Source organism: Erythrobacter sp. (assembly GCF_039988855.1).
In the GTDB taxonomy this organism is placed as follows: domain Bacteria; phylum Pseudomonadota; class Alphaproteobacteria; order Sphingomonadales; family Sphingomonadaceae; genus Erythrobacter.
This window is the reverse complement of sequence record NZ_JBDXIY010000019.1, coordinates 578,492-595,522: the sequence shown is the minus strand read 5'-3', so window position 1 is coordinate 595,522 and position 17,031 is coordinate 578,492. Positions and strand designations below refer to the sequence as shown.

The following is a 17,031-nucleotide window of genomic DNA, read 5'->3' as shown; positions in this document are numbered from 1 at the left end:
TTATGCAATATCACCAGCACGAATGACACGTTCCGAGCCATCCGCCAAGCGTAGCCGCAGCGCGCCGTCACTTTCTTCCAGACCTGCGAAGGTGCCGGAGATGTAAGTGCCATCGGTATCATGCACGGTTACACTTGAGCCACTGGCGTGGACCGAACGTTCCAGAAAATCTGAAAGAAGCGGGGCGAGACCATGCTCGCGCCACTCCGAAAGCCAATGGGCAAAGCTTGCGGCGAGGTTTTGCGCAAATGCGGTGAGCTCAATTGGCCCCGCAAGAACACAAAGGGCGGAAGTTTTGCGGTCTGGCAAATCCGGGGCCTTGGCAAGATTGACACCGATCCCGGCAACAATGCTATCCCCTACCAATTCAAGCAGGATGCCAGATAGCTTTCCTCCATCCAGAACGGCGTCATTGGGCCATTTGAGGCGGAGCGTGTCGGCATCAGGCAAGACCTGCGCCGCTGCATCATACACTGCCATCGCTGCAACAAAGCTCAAAGAGGCAGGCAGCGGATCACCTGCATTCAGCGTCACCACGCAAGAACCCATAAAATTGCCCGATCCATCGAACCACTCGCGCCCTTGCCGCCCCTTGCCCGCCGTTTGACGCTTGGCCACGAGCCATTCGCCTTCCGATGGAGGGGTCTGGGATCTCAGAGCCTGAGCGAGGTCCGCATTGGTGGACCCGGTTTCTTCAACGAAACGGATCAAACGGCAAGAAACAGCGCAGATGCTGCCTTGTTGGCAAGATCGCTGAGCGAGCCGGTGAGCAGATAGCCAAGCGGTGAGATGATCAAGGCACAAATGCCAAGGGTGACCCAGTGCGAAGTTTCGCTCTTACCTGTGGCAACGCCCGCTGGTTCATCGAAGAACATTACCTTCACGAACTTGATGTAGTAGAACGCGCCGATAACGCTTGCGGCGATGGCAATCGCTGCGAACACCACAAGGTCGGCGGCAACCACAGCCTGGAACACCACAAACTTGCTGTAGAAACCCAGCAGCGGTGGAATGCCGGCAAGGCTGAACATAAAGATCAGCAGCGACCATGCGATTGCCGGACGCGTTACCGCAAGGCCAGCAATATCGCCGAAGGTCTCAAACAGATTGCCGTCTTCCCCGCGCAGCATCAGGAGCGCGGTAAAGCTACCAAGGCTCATCACCACATAGATGAAGAGATAGATCAGCATGGAGCTTGCCCCGGCAGGCGTCGCAACCGCGAGACCCAGAAGGATGAAGCCAACATTGTTGATCGAAGAATAAGCCAGCAGACGTTTAAGGTTATCCTGACCGATAGCGCCCAAAGCGCCGAACACGATGGAAGCGAGCGCGGTGAACATCACGATTTGCTGCCACGCCCCAACCTGACCACCAAACACTTCGAATACAACACGCGCGGTAAGCGCGACGGCTGCGACTTTTGGTGCGGTTGCGAAGAATGCGGTGACGGGCGTTGGAGCCCCTTCGTACACATCAGGCGTCCACATGTGGAACGGCACGGCTGCGATCTTAAAGGCGAGCCCCGCCATCACGAAGATAAGGCCGAATAGCTGACCGGTGGAAAGCTCCCCTTCAAGTCCAGCGCGAACGCTGGCGAAATCGGTGCCGCCGGTAAAGCCGTACAGAAGGCTCATCCCGTAAAGGAGGATACCCGAGGCAAGCGCGCCAAGAACGAAGTATTTCAGACCCGCCTCGGTTGAACGCTCATCCTTGCGAAGGATCGCAGCCAGCACGTAAGCGGCCAATGAGTTCAGTTCGAGACCCATATAGAGCGTCATGAAGTCAGAAGCCGAAACCATGATGCTCATGCCGACAGTCGCGAACAGGACCAGGACCGGGTATTCAGCGCGAAGGCCGCGTTCGCTTGACGCGGCGGGACCGTTGAAGAAGGCTGGCGCCACGACAAGCGCGCCAATGGCGGCCAGATAGATCAGCGCTTTTGAAAACAGCGCGAAGCTATCGACTTTCATCAAAGTGCCAAATGCGTATGCGTCTGGACCGTCCGCACCAAAGTGAAGACCCGGAATGGTGAAAAGCCCCGCGACGAACAACGCCCCTGCGGCAATGATCGTCGCAGCGCGCGATGCCTCATCACCGGCCCATGCCGCCACAAGAAGCAGGACAAGGCCGGTTGCAATAAGGATCAGCTCAGGCGTGATGAGCGCAAAAGAGGATGCAAAGTCGAGCATTAGTGTTGGCCCTCCCCTTGGTGGCCTTCGTACTCGATGGCGTTGGCCGCTTTCTCCAGCGGTTCACCGCTCGCCAGCGCTGCGTCACTAGCAGGTGCCGCACTTGCGAGCCGCGCATCGAGCGCTGCGATATCCGCACGCATAGGTGCAAGGAAGCTTTCCGGATAAACGCCCATCCAAAGGACAACGGCCGCAATGGGTGTCATCATAATCCACTCGCGCGCCGTGATATCTTTCATCGCGGCGGCATCTGCGTTTTTCTGATCGCCAAAGGCCACGCGGCGGTAAAGGTAGAGCATGTAAGCGGCGCCCAAAATGATGCCAGTGGTGCTGACCAGCGCCACGAGGCTGGAAGTTTGGTAAATTCCTGCAAGCGAAAGGAATTCGCCCACAAACCCGCTGGTTCCTGGAAGGCCGATAGAGGCCATGGTGAACAGCAGGAAGAACAGCGCGTAATAGGGCATGTTGATCGACAGCCCGCCGTACCGTTCAATCTCGCGCGTGTGCAGGCGGTCGTAGATCACGCCAACGCAAAGGAAGAGCGCGCCCGATACAAGGCCGTGCGAAAGCATCACGATCATCGCGCCTTCAAGACCCTGAACGTTGAAGGCGAACAGCCCCACAGTCACAATCGCCATGTGAGCAACCGATGAGTAAGCGATGAGCTTTTTCATATCGGCCTGAACCAGAGCGACCAGCGAGGTGTAAATCACCGCAATCATCGACAGAATGAATACGAACCACGCAAAGTCAGCAGACGCCTCTGGGAACATCGGCAGACTGAAACGAATAAAGCCATAGCCGCCCAGTTTGAGCAAAACGCCCGCCAGAATGACCGAACCCGCAGTCGGCGCTTGAACGTGGGCATCGGGAAGCCAGGTGTGGAACGGCCACATCGGCACCTTCACCGCAAAGCTCGCAAAGAACGCCAGCCACAGCCACGTCTGCGCCCCGCCGGGGAAGTCATACTGCATCAGCGTCGGAATGTCCGAGGTGCCAGCCTGAGCCACCATCCAGAACATCGCGATCAGCATAAGAACTGAACCAAACAGTGTGTAGAGGAAGAATTTGTAAGAGGCGTAGATCCGGTTATCGCCGCCCCACACACCGATGATAAGATACATCGGGATAAGGCCTGCTTCGAAGAAGATATAGAACAGGAACAAATCCTGCGCCGCGAACGTCCCGATCATCAACACTTCCATAAACAGGAAGGCCGCCATGTATTCGCCGATACGTTTCTTGATCGAATCCCAGCTCGCCAAGATGCAGATAGGCATCAAGAAGACGCTGAGCATGATCAGCATCAAGGCAATGCCGTCGATCCCAAGCGCGTAGGAGAAGCCTGCGACAAGCTCATACTTCTCTTGGAACTGCCACTGGGCCCCGCCGATCTCGTAATTGGCCCAGAGCATGACGCCCAAGGCAAAGGTCACAAGCGTCGCACCCAGCGCAATCATGCGTGAGGCTTGACCTGCGAACAGGCACGCGATGGCTGCCGCAAGCGGCACCAGCATCATGGTGGTGAGGATGGGAAAGTCCATTACGCTCAAAAACCCCTAGAGCAGCACATAAGTGACAGCGGCGATCAGGCCCAAAAGCATGATCAACGCATAGGTGTAGAGATAGCCCGACTGGATCGTCTTGGCCGCGACCGAGCCGCGCCGAACCGCGGCGGCAATGCCATTGGGTCCAAAGCGGTCAATCGTGCCCACGTCGCCCAGTTTCCAGAACTGGCGGCCAAGCCAAAAAGCAGGTTTGATAAAGACCCGGTCATACAGCTCATCGAAGTACCATTTGCGGAACACGAAGTTGTGCAGCCAGCCAAAGGTGCCGACGAACTTGGCTGGAATGTCAGGCCTGGCGATGTAGGCGATGTAGGCACCGATAAAGCCGAGTACCATCACTACAAAGGCCGAGTACTTCACCCAATACGGCACTTCATGAAGCGCATGGATGAGGTTTTCGTTGTAGAAAATCGACCCGGCCCAGAAAGCGGCATCGTCAATGAAGCTTGGCGCAAAGACTTGCCCAGCCAGCACCGCGCCGGTCGACAGAACCGCCAGCGGGATCAGCATAGCAATCGGGCTTTCATGCGGGTGATAACCGCCCGTCGTGTCTTCGCCTGCATCTTCCGGTGTCTTGTGCACGGTGTGCTGAATATGCTCGCTCTCTATCCAGCGCGGTGTGCCCCAGAAGGTGAGGAACATCAGACGCCAGCTGTAGAAGCTGGTGAGAAGCGCCGCCGTCACACCTGCCCAGAAAGCAATCGTCGATGTGGTGGTACCGCGCGCAAAGGCCGCTTCAAGGATGGCATCTTTAGACCAGAAGCCAGCAAAGCCTGCACCAAGGTGATAAACACCAAGACCCGTAATCGCGAGCGTACCCAGCAACATCGCCGCAAAGGTCAGCGGGATGTGCTTACGAAGGCCGCCGTAATAGCGCATGTCTTGCTCATGGTGCATCGCGTGGATGACCGAACCAGCGCCAAGGAACAGCAGCGCCTTAAAGAAGGCGTGCGTGAACAGGTGGAACATCGCAACACCGTATGCGCCAATGCCGGCGGCAAAGAACATATACCCAAGCTGCGAACAGGTTGAGTAAGCGATGACCCGCTTAATGTCCCACTGCGTCGTGCCGATGGTTGCCGCGAAGAAGCATGTTGCCGCGCCCACGATCGTCACGATCATCAAGGCTGTTGGAGCAGCTTCAAACATCGGCGATAGGCGGCAAACCATAAACACGCCCGCAGTGACCATGGTCGCTGCGTGGATGAGAGCGGACACAGGTGTAGGCCCTTCCATCGCGTCCGGCAGCCATGTGTGCAGTCCCAATTGTGCCGACTTACCCATCGCACCGATGAAAAGAAGGAAGCAAAGGATATCCATCGTCGGCAAACGCATGCCGAGGAAGCCAATGGTCGATCCGCTCATACCAGCGGATGCGGCAAGGATTTCCGGGATAGAGGTTGTCTGGAACACCAGGTACGTGCCGAAGATACCCAGCATAAAGCCAAGATCGCCCACGCGGTTGACCACAAAGGCTTTAATCGCAGCAGCGCCCGCAGATGGCTTTTTGAACCAGAACCCGATGAGCAGGTATGAGGCAAGCCCCACCCCTTCCCAACCGAAGAACATCTGAACCAGATTATCAGCCGTCACCAGCATCAGCATGGCGAAGGTGAAAAGCGAGAGATAGGCGAAGAAGCGCGGTTGATCGGGGTCTTCCTCCATATAGCCCCAGCTATACAGGTGCACGAGCGCGGAAACCGAGTTGATCACCACCAGCATTACTGCGGTGAGAGCATCAACACGCAAGGCCCAATCAAAGGTCATATCGCCCGACTGCACCCATTGAAGCACGGGGACGACTTCGGCGGTGTGTGTACCGGTCAAAAACCCGATGAAAATCGGCCAGCTAAGAGCTGCTGAAAGGAACAACCCTCCCGTCGTAATCGACTTGGCAATGGTGTTGCCCAGCATCCGGTTGCCAAGCCCAGCAATGATTGCAGCCACCAGCGGGGCAAAGACGATGATAAGGATTTGCGTGTCCACGGCGCTCTTATCCCTTCATCCGTGCGGCATCATCAACCGCAATCGTGCCTTGGCGGCGGTAGTAAATAACAAGGATCGCCAGCCCGATTGCCGCCTCAGCAGCAGCAACGGTCAGCACCATCATCGCAAAAATCTGACCCGTCAGATCGTTCATAAAGGCGCTGAACGCGACGAGGTTGATGTTCACCGCGAGCAAGATCAGTTCGACCGACATAAGGATGACGATCACGTTCTTGCGGTTGAGGAAAATGCCCAAAACGCCAAGCACGAACAGGATCGCTCCCACGACAAGGTAGTGTTCGATACCAATGGTCATAGCTCGACCCCCTGCCCGACTTGTGGGTTCTTCATTTGCGTGGCCTCTTCTGGACGACGAGCAATCTGTTTGCCAATATCTTGCTGTGCGCGGCTGCCGGGAGGCGGCGGTTGGAAGGTCAGCACAATTGCGCCGATCATCGCGACCAGCAGGATGATGCCAGCGATTTCAAACAGCACGATGTAGCGGCCATAAAGGAGCGCGCCGAGGGCCTCGATGTTTGATACGCCAGCACTTTGAACAGCGGTGCCGTCAGGTGTGCCCAGCTCAACCCCGCCAGCGCCATAAGCGCCAAGACCAAGGCCCAGCTCAGCCAGCAGCACCAAAGCAATCGCGATGCCCAGCGGGAAGTTCTTGATGAACCCTGCGCGCATCGCGGCAAAGTCGATGTCGAGCATCATCACGACGAACAGGAACAACACCGCAACCGCGCCGACGTAAACAATGACCAGCAGCATGGCGATGAACTCTGCGCCGACCAAGACCATCAAACCGGCCGCGTTAAAGAAGGCGAGGATCAGCCACAGCACGCTGTGAACCGGGTTCCTTGACATGATGACCATCACCGCACTTGCGATGACCAGACCTGCGAACAGGTAGAAGGCTAATGCTTGAATCATAATCCCTGTTTTCCGTCCCGCATATCCCGATTGGAGCGGCCCCTAGCGATAGGGAGCATCTGCTTCAAGGTTAGCCGCAATGGCCCGTTCCCATTTGTCACCATTCGCGAGAAGCTTGGCCTTGTCATAGAGCAGTTCCTCACGCGTTTCGGTGGCGTATTCGAAGTTTGGCCCTTCTACCACAGCATCCACCGGGCAGGCCTCCTGACAAAATCCACAATAGATGCATTTCGTCATATCAATGTCATAGCGCGTGGTGCGGCGGCTGCCGTCTTCGCGCGGTTCGCTCTCAATCGTGATCGCCTGTGCCGGGCAAACCGCCTCGCACAGCTTACACGCAATGCAGCGCTCTTCCCCATTGGGATACCGGCGCAGCGCGTGTTCACCGCGAAAACGCGGGCTAAGCGGCGACTTCTCAAACGGATAGTTGATCGTCACCTTGGGCTTGAAGAAATACTTCAAGGTCAGCGCATGCGCTTTGAGGAATTCCCAAAGGGTGAAGCTCTTAAGGAGCTGTGTTGCGGTGGTCATTGGCTGCTCAATTCTTCGATTCCATCAGCGGATAGAGGCAATTGATCGCTCATCAAAGCATCACAAAACCCGTGCGCGGTGTGAAATGGCCGCATCCCGTGGTGAGGAGGCCTGTGTTCTCTTATTTGAATGGAGACCTTTCCCGGGGCGTCAGCCGTAAGTTGCTTGTCCGCCTTGTTGAAAAGCGCTTGAAAGCTACTGCCAAACTTCGCATCAGCAAGCTCAGAGTATCCACTAAATGATGTTTCCGAGGGCAAGAATTGGTAACCTTCAAAAAAGCCCTTTTCGTCTTTTGTGATCTCAAGTTGTCTCGGTGATTTCCGAATTCGTCCTTCATGAGCGAAAGCCCTTCCGCCTGTCAGCCTAAATGAGATGTTCATTGGACCATGAATCACATGATTGATCGAACAAGAAAAGCTGTACGCAGGCCAGGTCTCACTCTGGACCGTTCTAACAGGCGGCACGATAACCGGAACATCCCTCGATGCATCTTGTCCCAAGGCGCCGGCTGCGCCTAACGTGCCCAACGCAAGGCAAGCAAATTGGGCGATTCTGGCAAAGGTTCTCATCCGAAATGCCCCGTCGCCATCAGATAGCCGCTGATCACTGCGACGAACAAAAGGCTCATCGGCAGGAACACCTTCCAACCAAGTCGCATCAGCTGGTCATAGCGGTAACGCGGTACGGTCGCCCATATCCAGCTGAACAGCAGGAAGAAGAAGAACGTCTTCAAGAGGAACCAGATAAAGCCCGGCACATAGTAAAGCGGTGCCCACTCAAATGGTGGCAACCATCCGCCCATAAACAGGATCGCGCACAGCGAGCACATCAGCAGGATATTCGCATATTCACCCAGCCAGAACAGCGCAAAGGCCATAGACGAATACTCAGTCTGATACCCTGCGACGAGCTCTGACTCGGCCTCTGTCAAATCGAACGGAGCGCGCGCTGTCTCAGCCAAGGCCGAGATAAAGAACACGACAAACATCGGGAAAAGCAGCGGGTTAAAGAAGAACCCGTTGACGAAACCTAGACCGTGACCGCGCTGTGCCTCGACAATGCCGCTCATATTGAACGTGCCTGCCCACAGGACAACGCACACCAGAATAAAGCCGATAGAGACCTCATAAGAGATCATCTGCGCGGCGGCGCGCATCGCGGAGAAAAACGGATATTTGGAGTTGGACGCCCACCCGCTCATCACCACGCCGTAAACGCCCAAAGAGCTGATCGCGAGGATGTAAAGAAGGCCCACATTGATATCGGCCAGCACAACGCCATCGCCAAACGGGATCACCGCCCACGCGGCCAAGGCCACGGTAAAGGTGATGATCGGCGCAAGCAGGAAGATACCTTTGTTCGCGGCGCTAGGGATGATGGTCTCTTGCAAGAACACTTTGAGGCCGTCGGCAAAGCTTTGCAGCAAGCCAAACGGCCCGACCACATTGGGCCCGCGCCGAAGCATAATCGCGCCCAGCACCTTACGGTCGACATAAATCACCATCGCCACCGCCAACATGACGGGAAGCGCGATGAGCAGGATGCCAGCAATCGTGGCGATACCCCAGGCCCACTCATACGGGAGGCCAAGACCTTCAAAGAACGCGGTCATTCCGCAGCCTCCTTCATCTCTTCCCCGTGGAGCAGTTCTGCCGAACATTGCTGCATCACCGCGCTTGCACGGGCGATAGGGTTGGTGAGGTAGAAATCCTTGACCGGATAGGCAGCAATTGTGCCTTCCGCCTTGGCCTTGCTGTCCGCCTTCGGTAGCGCGCCGTAATCAGCAACATCCTCTTCACCCAATGCAGGGACTTCGGCAATCATAGCGCCTTGCAAAGCTGCAAAGCTGTCAAAGCCAACACTCACACCAATGGCATCAGCAAGCGCGCGCAGGATCGTCCAATCTTCGCGTGCATCGCCGGGTGCAAAGACCGCTTTTTCAGCGAACTGAACGCGCCCTTCGGTGTTGACGTATGTGCCGTCTTTCTCGGCATAGCTTGCCGCTGGCAGGATGATGTCTGCGCTATGTGCGCCTTTATCGCCGTGGTGGCCGATGTAGACTTTGAGGCTGTCCTCAAAGGCTGAATAGTCCATCTCATCCGCGCCAAGGCTAAACAGCACTTTTGGCTTGGCCGCCGCGATATCCGCCATGCCGCCTTCAGCTGCGTAGCCGAGCATCAAACCGCCCATGCGAGCAGCGCTCATGTGGAGGACGTTAAATCCGTTCCAGTCATCCTTCACGAGGCCGAATTTGTCGACGAGCTTGAGAGCTGCACCCAAAGCGCCCGCAGCCAGTGCCGCGCCGCCAATGATTACGGAAGGACGCCCCGCTGCCTTCATGGCGTCACCAAGCGCCTTTGGCACACGGTTCAAAACCTTAAGGTCTTCGCCAAGGAATTCCGCCGGGTAAGTGGTCTCCCACTCCGGCCCCACCACAAACACTTTCGCGCCCGCTTTCACAGCCTTGCGAATACGAGCATTCACAAGCGCCGCTTCCCAGCGGATGTGCGAACCCACGATCAGGATGCTGTCTGCGGTCTCAATCCCGGCAAGGCCAGAGTTGAAATTGACCGCTGCCAAGTTCGACACGTCATAGGTCATGCCCGTCTGGCGACCTTCAAGCAGGGTCGAGCCGCAAGCTTTAAGCAGCGCCTTGGCCGCAAACATGGTCTCACAATCAACCATATCGCCAGCAACCGCTGCGACGGAGGATTTGTCACCCTCAAGCGCGCCTGCAATCGCCCCGAACGCCTCGTTCCAATCGGAAGCGGCGAGCTTGCCATCTTTACGCACAAACACGCGGTCAAGGCGGCGTTTGCCAAGGCCATCAACCTGATAGCGCGCTTTGTCCGACAGCCATTCTTCGTTCACATCATCGTTCACACGCGGCAGAGCGCGCATCACTTCGCGGCCTTTTGAGTGGAGCGAGATATTCGCGCCAACAGCGTCCGACACGTCGACACTAAGTGTCCGCTTCAATTCCCAAGGGCGAGCCTCAAACGCATAAGGCCGCGAGGTCAAAGCGCCCACAGGGCAAAGGTCGATCACATTGGCTGACAATTCATGCGCCGCGGCCTGCTCAAGATATGTCGTAATCTGCATATCTTCGCCGCGATACAGCGCGCCGATTTCGTCAACGCCCGCAATCTCTTCGGAGAACCGCACACAGCGCGTGCAGTGAATGCAGCGGGTCATCACTGTCTTAATCAGCGGACCCATGTACTTTTCGGTCACCGCCCGGCGCATCTCCTGCGTGCGGCTTGTGCCCTTGCCATAGGTCATGGACTGGTCTTGCAAATCGCACTCACCGCCCTGGTCGCAAATTGGGCAATCGAGCGGGTGGTTAATCAGGAGAAACTCCATCACCCCTTCGCGCGCCTTTTTGACCATGGGCGTGTCAGTGCGGATTTCCTGACCTTCGGTGGCAGGAAGCGCGCAAGACGCCTGAGGCTTTGGCGGTCCCGGCTTCACTTCGACCAGACACATGCGGCAATTGCCCGCGATGGAAAGGCGCTCGTGATAGCAGAAACGCGGGATTTCTTTCCCGGCTTCCTCACACGCTTGAAGGACGGTTGCCCCTTGTGGGACTTCGATCTCTTGGCCGTCTACGGTTACCTTAGGCATGGGTTACTCCGCCGCCTCCCGGAATTGTGCGTTGTGCTCTTCAATCCTGCGCTCCAGCTCTGGACGGAAGTGACGGATGAGACCCTGAATTGGCCACGCCGCTGCATCGCCAAGCGCGCAGATTGTGTGGCCCTCGACCTGCTTGGTGACTTCTTGGAGCATATCGATCTCTTCGATCTCAGCATCGCCTGTACGAAGCCGCTCCATCATGCGCCACATCCAACCGGTGCCCTCACGGCACGGCGTACACTGGCCGCAGCTCTCGTGCTTGTAGAAATAACTCAGGCGAGAAATCGCGCGGACAATGTCTGTGGACTTATCCATCACGATGACACCCGCTGTGCCGAGCCCTGAGCCAAGATCCTTGAGACCGTCGAAATCCATCGGAGCATCCCAAATCTGCTCAGCCGGAACCAGAGGAACCGACGAGCCGCCGGGAATGACTGCAAGGAGATTGTCCTTGCCGCCGCGAATGCCTCCGCAATGTTTCTCGATCAGCTCGCTGAACGGGATGCTCAGCGCCTCTTCGACCACGCAAGGCTTGTTCACATGGCCGCTGATCTGGAAGAGTTTGGTGCCCTTGTTGTTTTCACGGCCAAAGGAGCTGAACCACGCGGCACTACGCCGCAAAATTGTGGGCACAACCGCAATGCTCTCCACATTGTTTACCGTAGTCGGACACCCATAAAGCCCAGCGCCCGCTGGAAATGGCGGCTTCAAACGCGGTTGACCTTTTTTGCCTTCAAGGCTTTCGATCATCGCGGTTTCTTCGCCGCAAATATATGCGCCCGCACCACGGTGCATGAACACATCAAAGTCATAGCCAGAACCGCTGGCATTCTTACCGATCAGCCCGGCATCATACGCCTCATCAATCGCAGTCTGAAGCGTCTCAGCCTCGCGAATATATTCGCCGCGAATATAGATATAGGCGGCGCGTGCACGCATGGCGAAACCAGCGACCAAAGCCCCTTCGATCAGTTTGTGCGGATCGTGGCGGATAATCTCACGGTCTTTGCACGAACCGGGCTCAGATTCGTCGGCATTGATAACGAGGAAGCTTGGCCGGCCATCCGCGCTTTGTTTTGGCATAAACGACCATTTGAGACCCGTCGGGAAACCCGCCCCGCCCCGGCCGCGCAGGCCAGAGGCCTTGATCTCTTCGATGATCGCGTCTTGCCCGCGCTCAATCAGAGCCTTTGTACCATCCCAATCGCCGCGGCTTTGCGCCGCTTTCAGGCCCCAATCTTGGAAGCCATAGACATTGGTAAAGATGCGGTCCTTATCAGCCAGCATCGTGTATATCCCTTTGTACTGCCCGGTTATTTCGAGCCAATTTCATTTGCCGCAAAGTCAAAACCTGAAACACCAAACCTGCCGCCATCAATCCAATGCCAAGCTCACGTTGGCCCAAGGGTGCGATATATGCGCCCGCGCCAAAGCAGATAAGCCCTGCGATCATGAGAAGAAGCGTGCTGCGACCCATCACTTATCCTCCAGCGTCTTTGCGTTGATGACAAAAAGCACCACAGTGAAAGCGAGGAACAATCCCCCAAGGACAATCCAAAGAGCCATCAGCCGATCACTCCAGACTGCCAAAGATAGCCCGTCACACCGATCACAAGCACGATCGCCATCACGCGCAAAAGGCCCATCAGCACCTTATAGGCGACGAAGGCAATTGCGAGCGCAAGGATGATCGAGAGGATGTCCATCGCGCCTTACCAGTCCCCCCGGTAGTCGTGGTTGGCATCGACCATTTCTGGAAGAGTGGTGACACCGCCCGAAGGTTCTGATGTGTGGCGCCCGGGTTCTTGTGTCCCGGCTTTAGGCGTCTCATCCTTTGCCAAGGCGTCGAGAACCGCGTCGAGGCGTTCGGCCGTCAAATCTTCGTAATTGTCATCGTTGATCTGAACCATGGGAGCAGTGGCGCAATTGCCCATGCACTCAACCTCGGTCAGGGTCCAAAGGCCATCTTCGGACACATGCCCCATCTTCATGCCGCGCTTCTTACACGCAGCTATGATGTCGTCAGAACCGCGCAGCATGCACGGCGTCGTGCCGCAGACTTGCACGTGATACTTCCCGACCGGCTTCATATTGTACATGAAGTAGAAGGTCGCGACTTCGAGCACGCGGATCACCGGTACGTCGATGTATTTCGCGACATATTCAATGACGGGAAGTGGTAGCCAGCCTTGGGTACCCGTTTCTTCGCCAACCTGACGTTGCGCAAGATCAAGCAGCGGCATCGTTGCCGACTTCGCCCGGCCTTCCGGATATTTGGCGATATGGTAATCGGCCTTTTTCTTACTCTCTTTCGTCCATTCGAAAGAGCCCCAACGCGCGCGCAGTTCAGGGGTATCGGGTGCGGGTGTACGGTCAGCCATTACCTCGAACCTTTATTGAAAAGACTTCTGATCTGTCGGTAAACGTAATAAGGTACGACAAGGAAGAGGATACCTGCTCCAGCGAAACCCTTGGCAAAGTTAACCGCCCAAACCGGAGCTCCGACAAGAAACGCAATTGCTAAGGGAATGGCAAACAATCCCATGCAGATCAAAGCTCCAAGTGAATTGACCTCGTCGAAATCCCGATGGACCCAGCTGGCTACCGCACCAATCCTCACCGATCACACTCCCCAAACACAACATCAATCGCACCTAGGATCGCAGTCGCATCGGCGAGCATGTGGCCTTTGGTCATCATTTCCATCGCTTGAAGGTGACTGAACGCCGTTGGACGGATTTTGCAGCGGTAGGGTTTATTCGAACCATCGCTCACCAAATACACGCCGAACTCGCCCTTGGGGCTTTCGGTGGCGACGTAAACTTCGCCTTCGGGAACGTGGAAGCCTTCGGTGTAGAGCTTGAAGTGGTGGATCAAACTTTCCATCGATTGCTTCATCTCGCCGCGCTTGGGCGGTGAAACTTTGCCATCCGTGCTCGCAATCTGCCCTTGCGGCATATCGCGGATACACTGCTTGATGATCTTGGCGCTCTCACGAACTTCGGCGACCCGCACCATAAAGCGGTCGTAGCAATCCGAATTGGTGCCGACGGGAATGTCAAACTCCATCCGGTCGTAAACATCGTAAGGCTGTGACTTGCGAAGATCCCACGGAATGCCAGCAGCACGGATCATCGGACCCGAAAAACCCCAAGCAATCGCATCATCGCGGCCCACAACGGCGATATCGACATTGCGCTGCTTAAAGATGCGGTTGTCCATAACCAGGCTCATCGCATCGTCGAACAATTGGAAGAAACGGTTGTCGAGCCAGTCGCCAATATCCACCAGCAGCTTCTCCGGCACATCTTGGTGCACACCGCCGGGACGGAACCATGCCGAGTGCATGCGAGCGCCAGACGCCCGTTCAAAGAAGTTGAGGCAATCTTCGCGCAGCTCAAACACCCAAAGGTTGGGCGTCATCGCGCCAACGTCCATGACGTGCGCGCCGATGTTGAGCATATGGTTGCAGATGCGGGTAAGCTCAGCAAACAGAACGCGAAGGTATTGCGCGCGTTCTGGAACTTCGATGTTCAGCAGCTTCTCAGTCGCGAGCACATAAGAGTGCTCCTGACATAGAGGCGAACAGTAATCCAAACGGTCGAAATACGGCAGCGCCTGCAGATAGGTCTTCTGCTCGATCAGTTTTTCCGTGCCGCGATGGAGCAGACCAACGTGCGGGTCGACGCGCTCAACAACTTCACCGTCAAGCTCCATCACCATGCGAAGCACGCCGTGCGCCGCCGGGTGTTGAGGCCCAAAGTTCAGAGTGTAATTCTGGATGACATCGCCGTCATTGGTGGGCGATTCTTCGATTTGGACGCTCATTTGCTTGGCTCCTCATCGTCAATTTCAAACTCGACACCATCCTTTGGTGCCTCATCCTTTTCTTCTTCCTCAACGGGAGCAGGCTCTTCCACCTTCTCGTCGCCGGGAAGAACATATTCACCGCCCTCCCAAGGAGAGAGGAAGTCGAAAGTGCGCATGTCCTGCGGCAATTCAACCGGCTCAGACACAACGCGTTTTTCCTCTTCGGAATAACGCAGTTCTGTATAGCCAGTCATCGGGAAGTCTTTGCGGAACGGGTGCCCTTCAAAGCCGTAATCGGTGAGGATGCGGCGAAGGTCTTGGTTCCCTTCAAACACAACGCCGTACATGTCGAACACTTCACGCTCTAACCAACCAGCGTTTGGCCAAAGCGTCGTGACCGTTGGAACAGGCGTGTCCGCATCAGTCGAGCACTTGACCATAACCCGGTGGTTCTTGGTCAGCGACAAAAGCATGTAGACGACTTCAAACCGCTCAGCACGGTCAGGATAATCAGCGCCAGCGATTTCCATCAACTGCTGATAATCGTGATCATCTCTGAGCGAGCTGAGGACGTTTGCGACTTCCTCACGCTTTGCAGTCAGGATGATCTCGCCATGCTGCTCAGTCGATCCTTCGAGCCAAACGCTCAAAGTACCAGCCAGCGCATCAATCACGCCTTCGTTGGAAGCATATTTCGGGGCGGAGTGTACTACTGTCATGGTTTGGTTACCTGCAAAGATTCCCATGAGCGAACGAAGATACTCGAGAATTCTGCGTCCGCGGCTTCGCTCCCGTCTGTCTGAACGTTCAGCATCACTGTGCGTCCGTCATCCAATTCGACGACGCCGATCGCGACCTTGCCATCCGAAGCACGGCCTTCGCTGAAGAAGGCCGGATAGCCACTAACAGACACATCGGTCAGATAGACAGTATCGGCATCTTTTGTGATGCTCTGCTTGATTTCCGCAATTGTTGAGCCGGGAAAGCCGAACGCAGGGATCATCTCATTCTTCAATACGAAAAGATAAACCGTGATACCCGAAACATCACAACGGACAGCTTCTGTGCCGTCACGTTCTTTCGTTTGAACAGCCTCTTTGGCACACGGCACCTCAGCCGAGACTGTACCATAAGTGGTTTGCGCAGTGCTCCACTCGCCAGGTTGAGCTACCGCAACAGACGAAGCGAACACTGCAAACAATAATGCAGTCGAGATGCGCAAAGCACTCATCGCTCAATCGTCCCAACGCGGCGGATTTTACGCTGCAATTGCATGACGCCGTAAAGCAGCGCCTCTGCTGTTGGAGGGCAACCGGGCACATAAATGTCGACCGGTACGATGCGATCACATCCGCGCACAACGGAATAGGAATAGTGGTAATAACCACCACCATTCGCACATGACCCCATGCTGATCACATATTTTGGATCAGACATCTGGTCGTAAACCTTACGAAGCGCAGGGGCCATTTTGTTGCACAGCGTACCCGCCACAATCATCACGTCTGATTGACGTGGGGATGCGCGCGGCGCTGCACCAAACCGCTCCATATCATAGCGTGGCATGTTGACGTGGATCATCTCCACCGCGCAGCATGCAAGACCAAAGGTCATCCACCAAAGCGAACCTGTGCGCGCCCATTGGAACAAATCCTCTGTCGAAGTGACGAGGAAGCCTTTGTCGTTCACTTCGGATTGAAGCGCGCGGAAATAATCCTGATCAGGCGCGCGCACTTCGCCGCCTTTGGCGGTTTCCAAGGCGCTTACGTCAGAAAGATTTGCAGGAGGGGTAATCGTGTTCATGATCAATCTCTCAGGGCCAATGCCCTATTGCCAATCAAGGGCGCCTTTTTTCCACTCATAGGCAAGGCCAATGGCGAGGATAGTGAGGAAGGTCATCATACCGATCCAACCGACCCAGCCCGTTTCCCCAAGGCTGACCGCCCAAGGGAAAAGAAACGCGGCCTCGAGATCGAAAATGATGAAGCTGATTGCGACCAAATAGAATTGCACGTCAAATTGACTGCGCGAATCTTCGAAAGCGGGGAAGCCGCACTCATATTCGGATAGCTTTTCCTCGTCCGGATTGTGTGTGCCGGTAAGGCGCGAAACACCCATCGGTAGAAACACGAAAAGGACGGAAAGTCCGAGGGCTACACCGATGAAAAGCAGTATCGGTAGGTACTGGCTAAGGTCGACTGTTTGGTCGAGCATCCCACTGTCCATGTAATTTTTATCCCAATGCGAAAGGCCCCTACGCCTGCCCTTGCCCACGCGCAAGGGAAAGTGACGCGCAAAAGGCTGCATTTTCCGTGCATAAAACCGAACGCTCTCAAGGCGCCTGTGTCAACCGGGGAAAGACGTAAAGGTCGCAAACA

General features: G+C 55.9%; 19 protein-coding genes. All 19 read right to left on the bottom strand.

Annotated elements, in window-relative coordinates; genetic code table 11:
• Window positions 1-711 carry a biotin--[acetyl-CoA-carboxylase] ligase gene (locus ABJ205_RS14955; RefSeq protein WP_348156909.1) on the bottom strand — a complete coding sequence of 237 codons (711 nt, stop codon included), beginning with the start codon at window positions 709-711 and terminating at the stop codon, window positions 1-3.
• On the bottom strand, window positions 708-2,189 hold the full coding sequence (gene nuoN / locus ABJ205_RS14950; protein WP_348156906.1) for an NADH-quinone oxidoreductase subunit NuoN: 1,482 nt from the start codon (window positions 2,187-2,189) through the stop codon (window positions 708-710). The genes ABJ205_RS14955 and nuoN overlap by 4 nt, the downstream gene beginning before the upstream one ends.
• The gene (locus tag ABJ205_RS14945; RefSeq protein ID WP_348156903.1) at window positions 2,189-3,733 is read right to left on the bottom strand and encodes an NADH-quinone oxidoreductase subunit M; all 1,545 of its coding nucleotides are present in this window, start codon (window positions 3,731-3,733) and stop codon (window positions 2,189-2,191) included. The genes nuoN and ABJ205_RS14945 overlap by 1 nt, the downstream gene beginning before the upstream one ends.
• A gap of 15 nt (window positions 3,734-3,748) precedes the next feature.
• Window positions 3,749-5,743, bottom strand: a complete 1,995-nt coding sequence (nuoL, locus tag ABJ205_RS14940; protein ID WP_348156901.1) for an NADH-quinone oxidoreductase subunit L — start codon at window positions 5,741-5,743, stop codon at window positions 3,749-3,751.
• 7 nt (window positions 5,744-5,750) lie between these two features.
• Window positions 5,751-6,059, bottom strand: coding sequence for an NADH-quinone oxidoreductase subunit NuoK (gene nuoK, locus ABJ205_RS14935; RefSeq protein ID WP_348156898.1), 309 nt, complete (start codon window positions 6,057-6,059; stop codon window positions 5,751-5,753).
• A complete protein-coding gene (locus ABJ205_RS14930; RefSeq protein ID WP_348156895.1) occupies window positions 6,056-6,679 on the bottom strand; it encodes an NADH-quinone oxidoreductase subunit J in 624 nt (207 codons plus the stop codon). The genes nuoK and ABJ205_RS14930 overlap by 4 nt, the downstream gene beginning before the upstream one ends.
• 42 nt (window positions 6,680-6,721) lie before the next feature.
• A complete protein-coding gene (gene nuoI / locus ABJ205_RS14925) occupies window positions 6,722-7,210 on the bottom strand; it encodes an NADH-quinone oxidoreductase subunit NuoI (RefSeq protein WP_247159176.1) in 489 nt (162 codons plus the stop codon).
• Complete coding sequence (locus ABJ205_RS14920) at window positions 7,207-7,779, bottom strand: hypothetical protein (protein ID WP_348510076.1); 573 nt, start codon at window positions 7,777-7,779, stop codon at window positions 7,207-7,209. The genes nuoI and ABJ205_RS14920 overlap by 4 nt, the downstream gene beginning before the upstream one ends.
• Window positions 7,776-8,822 (bottom strand): NADH-quinone oxidoreductase subunit NuoH, encoded by a 1,047-nt coding sequence (nuoH, locus tag ABJ205_RS14915; RefSeq protein WP_348156889.1) that lies wholly within the window; start codon window positions 8,820-8,822, stop codon window positions 7,776-7,778. Before nuoH ends, ABJ205_RS14920 begins: the two co-directional genes overlap by 4 nt.
• Window positions 8,819-10,834, bottom strand: a complete 2,016-nt coding sequence (nuoG, locus tag ABJ205_RS14910) for an NADH-quinone oxidoreductase subunit NuoG (protein WP_348156886.1) — start codon at window positions 10,832-10,834, stop codon at window positions 8,819-8,821. Before nuoG ends, nuoH begins: the two co-directional genes overlap by 4 nt.
• 3 nt (window positions 10,835-10,837) lie before the next feature.
• Window positions 10,838-12,130 carry an NADH-quinone oxidoreductase subunit NuoF gene (gene nuoF, locus ABJ205_RS14905; RefSeq protein ID WP_348156884.1) on the bottom strand — a complete coding sequence of 431 codons (1,293 nt, stop codon included), beginning with the start codon at window positions 12,128-12,130 and terminating at the stop codon, window positions 10,838-10,840.
• Window positions 12,120-12,320, bottom strand: a complete 201-nt coding sequence (locus tag ABJ205_RS14900) for a hypothetical protein (protein WP_348156881.1) — start codon at window positions 12,318-12,320, stop codon at window positions 12,120-12,122. Before ABJ205_RS14900 ends, nuoF begins: the two co-directional genes overlap by 11 nt.
• A gap of 88 nt (window positions 12,321-12,408) precedes the next feature.
• Window positions 12,409-12,549 carry a hypothetical protein gene (locus tag ABJ205_RS14895; protein WP_348156879.1) on the bottom strand — a complete coding sequence of 47 codons (141 nt, stop codon included), beginning with the start codon at window positions 12,547-12,549 and terminating at the stop codon, window positions 12,409-12,411.
• 6 nt (window positions 12,550-12,555) lie between these two features.
• Complete coding sequence (locus ABJ205_RS14890) at window positions 12,556-13,224, bottom strand: NAD(P)H-dependent oxidoreductase subunit E (protein ID WP_348156876.1); 669 nt, start codon at window positions 13,222-13,224, stop codon at window positions 12,556-12,558.
• Between the two features lie 235 nt (window positions 13,225-13,459).
• Window positions 13,460-14,671: an NADH-quinone oxidoreductase subunit D gene (locus ABJ205_RS14885; protein ID WP_348156874.1), complete on the bottom strand. Its 1,212-nt coding sequence runs from the start codon at window positions 14,669-14,671 to the stop codon at window positions 13,460-13,462.
• Window positions 14,668-15,372 carry an NADH-quinone oxidoreductase subunit C gene (locus ABJ205_RS14880; protein WP_348156872.1) on the bottom strand — a complete coding sequence of 235 codons (705 nt, stop codon included), beginning with the start codon at window positions 15,370-15,372 and terminating at the stop codon, window positions 14,668-14,670. Before ABJ205_RS14880 ends, ABJ205_RS14885 begins: the two co-directional genes overlap by 4 nt.
• A complete protein-coding gene (locus tag ABJ205_RS14875) occupies window positions 15,369-15,884 on the bottom strand; it encodes a hypothetical protein (RefSeq protein WP_348156870.1) in 516 nt (171 codons plus the stop codon). The genes ABJ205_RS14880 and ABJ205_RS14875 overlap by 4 nt, the downstream gene beginning before the upstream one ends.
• On the bottom strand, window positions 15,881-16,456 hold the full coding sequence (locus ABJ205_RS14870) for an NADH-quinone oxidoreductase subunit B family protein (protein WP_348156867.1): 576 nt from the start codon (window positions 16,454-16,456) through the stop codon (window positions 15,881-15,883). Before ABJ205_RS14870 ends, ABJ205_RS14875 begins: the two co-directional genes overlap by 4 nt.
• A gap of 24 nt (window positions 16,457-16,480) precedes the next feature.
• A complete protein-coding gene (locus tag ABJ205_RS14865) occupies window positions 16,481-16,867 on the bottom strand; it encodes an NADH-quinone oxidoreductase subunit A (RefSeq protein WP_348156865.1) in 387 nt (128 codons plus the stop codon).
• Between the last annotated feature and the right edge of the window lie 164 nt (window positions 16,868-17,031).